The sequence below is a fragment of the Pseudomonas edaphica genome (assembly GCF_005863185.1).
Lineage (GTDB): Bacteria > Pseudomonadota > Gammaproteobacteria > Pseudomonadales > Pseudomonadaceae > Aquipseudomonas > Aquipseudomonas edaphica.
The window spans coordinates 1-4,078 of record NZ_VBVZ01000552.1 but is presented as its reverse complement, the minus strand read 5'-3'; the positions used below and the strand labels follow the sequence as shown (position 1 = coordinate 4,078).

Below are 4,078 nucleotides of genomic sequence, written 5' to 3'. Positions count from 1 at the left end.
TACCTGTGCAACTGACCCACCGCTATCGCAGGCAAGCCAGCTCCCACATCAGATAGCATTTCAATCATCGGCCTGTTTAGGCGGCGGCAAAGTGAAACCCGACACCGACCGGCGCAACTGACTGGCCATCTTCGCCAGGTTGCCGATGCTTTCCGCCGTGGCCGTGGAACCCGACGACGTCTGCGTGGTGATCTGCTGAATCACATTCATCGTCAGCGAAATCTGCCCCGCCGATGAGGTCTGTTGCTGCGCCGCATTGGAGATGCTCTGAATCAACGCCGCCAGGGTTTTCGACACGCCTTCGATCTCTTCCAGCGCCACCCCGGCGTCCTGGGCCAGCCGTGCGCCACGCACCACTTCGGTGGTGGTTTGTTCCATGGAGATAACCGCTTCATTGGTGTCGGCCTGAATCGCCCGCACCAGGGTTTCGATTTGCCGGGTGGCGGCGGATGAGCGCTCGGCCAGCCGCTGTACTTCGTCGGCCACCACCGCAAAACCGCGCCCGGCGTCACCGGCCATGCTCGCCTGGATGGCGGCGTTGAGGGCGAGGATGTTGGTCTGGTCGGCAATGTCGTCGATCAGGCTGACGATATCGCCAATCTCCTGGGAAGATTCGCCCAGGCGTTTGATGCGCTTGGCGGTGTCCTGGATCTGTTCGCGGATGTTGTCCATGCCATGGATGGTGTTGTGCACCACCTCGTTGCCCTTGTTGGCGATTTCCACCGAGCGCTCCGCCACGGCCGAAGATTCGGCGGCGTTGGCCGACACTTGATCGATGGACTGGGCCATCTGGTTGATCGCCGTGGAGGCTTCGGCGATCTGCTGGGCTTGATGCTCCGAAGCCTGGGCCAGGTGCATGGCGGTGGCCTGGGTGTCCTGCACCGCACCGGCCACTTGCCCGGCGGTGAGGTTGATGGTCGCGACCAGATCGCGCAGTTGGTCGACGGAGTAGTTGATGGAGTCGGCGATGGTGCCGGTGAAGTCCTCGGTGACCGAGGCGGTCACGGTGAGGTCGCCATCGGCCAGGTCTTCGATTTCATCGAGCAGGCGCATGATCGCGTTCTGATTGCGCTCGTTCTTCTCGGCGGTTTCATGCAGTTGGCGGTTGGTTTCGCGCACCATCACCAGGCCGATCAGAATGATCGAGGCCAGTGCCAGCAAACCCAGCACGTAGCCACCAATGGTGTCGAAACTTCGCCCGCTGGCGAGGTTTTCAAAACCGGTGGCCAGGTGCGAGGCCTCATCGAGCAGGGTTTGCGACAGGTTGAAGATATTGCTCGCCGAGGCCCGTACCTGGAACAGCTGCGGCGAGGTTTCGAGGATTTCATCCACGGAGCCGGAGACAAACTCGAACAGCTCCGAAATTTCCGCCAGCCGCGCGCGCGCGTCATGGTCTTCGACCTGGGTAATGCGCAAGCCCGGGTTGCCATTGAGCATGCCGTTGAGCACCACACCGAAGCGGCTGGCATCGCGGCCAAAGGCATCGGCGGCTTGCACGGCGGTTTCGTCGCCCGCCAGCACGGTGTTGACCGCGCCGAGAATACGTTCGGCCAACAGCGATTGGCGTTGAGCCAACGCTACCTGGCTGGCCGGTGCGCCACGTTGCAGCAGGATATCGACGACCTTTTCCGATTCCATCTGCAATTGCGGCACGGTTTCGGCGAGGGTCGCGGCCACTTGATGCAGGGACAACACGGTTTGTTCGCTGGCGAGAATCGCGTCGGTGTTTTTCAGCAGCGCTTCCCAGTCGGTCTGCACCGCGCGCATTTCCGCACGAACCGCACTGGGCGCGGCGGGCAGGCCGGTTTCGGTATCACCTTTTTTCAGGTAGCCCCAGCGCTGGGCAAAGTCGTTGCGCGCATCGCCCAGCAATTTGAACGCGGCGGCCTTGCCGGCAGCGGCCTCGGTGGCGTTTTTGGCGATGCGTTGGGACAGCACACGCAGCTCACCGGCGTGGCCGATGTACTGCTTGTCATAGGTGGACTGAGTGTTGAGGTACGCGAAGTTGGCGAACAACAGCATGATGAACACGATCAGCGCAATAAACAGCACGATGATCTGTGAGCGGCTGCGCGATGCGGCCTGGGGTTTGGGCGTGGTGACGGTGGTCATGCGGCAACATCCATGAAGCCTGGGGCCTGGGCCAGAGCGAAGGGGCTGAAGACCTGCCACAGCGGGTCGCCGTCGAACTGGCCGAGGATAAACGGCGCGCCGGGTGCGGCGCTGGTCAACAAAGCGTCTTGTGCGAAATGCTGCATGCCCACCACCTCGTCTACCAGCAGCCCGACAAACAGGTCGTTGTACTCGACCACCAGCACCCGCCGTTGCTTGCGTGCCTTGGACAATTCAAGGCCAAGAAAGCCGCCCAAGTCCATCACCGGCAGCAAACGCCCACGCAGGTTGGCCACGCCCTTGACCCACGGCTTGACGCCGGGCATCAAGGTGCAACGCGGCTCATGCAGCACTTCGGCGACTTCGCCCATCGGCGCCACGTACCAGTGTGGCCCCAGGCGAAAGCCGATCCCGCTCCAGCGTTGCAGGCGAGCTTCCTGGGACGGCAGGTCGGCGGCCAGCAGGCGGCAGCGGCGGTCGATGTCCAGCAGCAGCTCGAAGGCGGTTTGCGACTCGGTCATGATCGCGAGCCTTTAGCCGGCCAGTACCTTGTTCAAGGTGGCGATCAGGGTGTCTTCGTCCACAGGCTTGGTCAGGTAATCCTTGGCACCCTGGCGCGCGCCCCAGATTTTGTCGGTTTCCTGATCCTTGGTGGTGATGATGATGATCGGAATGCCGTTGGTTTCCGGCTCCTTGGACAGTTGGCGGGTAGCCTGGAAGCCGTTGAGGCCCGGCATCACGATGTCCATCAGCACGGCGTCGGGTTTTTCCTGGCGGGCCAGGGCCACGCCGTCCGCGCCGTTTTCGGCCTTGAGCACCACGTGGCCGTGCTTTTCCAGCATGCCGGTGAGTTTGTACATTTCAGTCGGCGAATCGTCGACGATCAGAACGCGTGCCATGGTTTTCCCCACTACATTGGTCGGCGCCGGCCCTTGTGAGGCGGCGTCAGTGTGCTTGTTCTACTGCGGCAAACCCAGGCACGTAAGCCTTGATTGCGCCCAGCAGTTCTTCCTTGCTGAAAGGCTTGGTCAAAAACTGATCGACACCAACGATGCGCCCCTTGGCCTTGTCGAACAGGCCGTCTTTAGAAGACAGCATGATCACCGGGATCGACTTGAACGCCGGGTTGTTCTTCACCAGGGCGCAGGTCTGATAGCCATCCAGGCGCGGCATCATGATGTCGACAAAGATAATGTGCGGGTGATGATCAACAATCCGGGCCAGGGCATCGAAACCGTCGATAGCCGTGATCACATCGCAGCCCACGTTCTTCAACAGCGTCTCGGCGGTGCGGCGGATCGTTTTTGAATCATCGATCACCATCACTCTCAAGGCGTTGGAATGCTGTTCCATATCTGCTCTACCATCGCCACAGCGAATCGGTTTTCGGTGTGTACTGCCTGATGTTGCACAGGATGAGCGCCGCAAGCCTTGGAATTCAAGGGCTGCTGCGCCGTGGCAGTCTTTTTAGCACAGTCTCCGGGCGCAATCTATCGAGCAACCGGCCAGGTGGTTTTTCCTTGACCCACAACAGCCGCAGCGCCACTCTGACGCCACTTTTATGCGCCCTAATTTGCTAGAGGAAATCCCCCATGAGCGTTCGCGTCGGCATTGTCATGGACCCTATCGCCAGCATTTCCTATAAAAAGGACAGCTCGCTGGCCATGCTCCTGGCCGCCCAGGCCCGCGGCTGGACCCTGTTCTATATGGAGCAGCGCGATCTTTACCAGGGCGACGGCGAGGCCCGCGCGCGCATGCGCCCGCTGCAGGTGTTTGCCAACCCTGAGAAGTGGTTTGAGCTGGCGGACGAGATCGACAGCCCGTTGAGCGATCTGGACGTGATCCTGATGCGCAAGGACCCGCCGTTCGACATGGAATTCGTCTACTCCACTTACCTGCTGGAACAGGCCGAGCGCGCCGGCGTGCTGATCGTCAACAAGCCGCAGAGCCTGCGCGACTGCAGTTA

4 protein-coding genes and 1 pseudogene are annotated in these 4,078 nt (G+C 61.2%); 1 reads left to right on the top strand and 4 read right to left on the bottom strand.

The genetic code is table 11. From position 1 onward, the window contains the following. Positions 1–60: 60 nt before the first annotated feature. From FEM54_RS26285 to pilG, 4 genes are read right to left on the bottom strand one after another with little or no spacing between them, the layout of a single operon-like run. Positions 61–2,112 (bottom strand): methyl-accepting chemotaxis protein, encoded by a 2,052-nt coding sequence (locus tag FEM54_RS26285; RefSeq protein WP_017139440.1) that lies wholly within the window; start codon positions 2,110–2,112, stop codon positions 61–63. Further along, positions 2,109–2,633: a chemotaxis protein CheW gene (locus FEM54_RS26280; RefSeq protein WP_017139441.1), complete on the bottom strand. Its 525-nt coding sequence runs from the start codon at positions 2,631–2,633 to the stop codon at positions 2,109–2,111. The genes FEM54_RS26285 and FEM54_RS26280 overlap by 4 nt, the downstream gene beginning before the upstream one ends. 12 nt (positions 2,634–2,645) lie before the next feature. Then, positions 2,646–3,011, bottom strand: coding sequence for a twitching motility response regulator PilH (gene pilH / locus FEM54_RS26275; RefSeq protein ID WP_017139442.1), 366 nt, complete (start codon positions 3,009–3,011; stop codon positions 2,646–2,648). Positions 3,012–3,057: 46 nt separating this feature from the next. Continuing rightward, positions 3,058–3,465, bottom strand: coding sequence for a twitching motility response regulator PilG (pilG, locus tag FEM54_RS26270; RefSeq protein WP_010564379.1), 408 nt, complete (start codon positions 3,463–3,465; stop codon positions 3,058–3,060). Positions 3,466–3,704: 239 nt separating this feature from the next. On the opposite strand from pilG, the pseudogene FEM54_RS26265 reads away from it, so the two are divergent. Beyond that, positions 3,705–4,078: pseudogene (locus FEM54_RS26265) on the top strand (glutathione synthase); the annotation flags it as partial.

What these genes read in the sequence shown, in the direction of transcription:
- FEM54_RS26285 (WP_017139440.1), bottom strand. Translation starts at nt 2,112, where the DNA reads ATGACCACCGTCACCACGCCCAAACCCCAGGCCGCATCGCGCAGCCGC.
- FEM54_RS26280 (WP_017139441.1), bottom strand. Translation starts at nt 2,633, where the DNA reads ATGACCGAGTCGCAAACCGCCTTCGAGCTGCTGCTGGACATCGACCGC.
- pilH (WP_017139442.1), bottom strand. Translation starts at nt 3,011, where the DNA reads ATGGCACGCGTTCTGATCGTCGACGATTCGCCGACTGAAATGTACAAA.
- pilG (WP_010564379.1), bottom strand. Translation starts at nt 3,465, where the DNA reads ATGGAACAGCATTCCAACGCCTTGAGAGTGATGGTGATCGATGATTCA.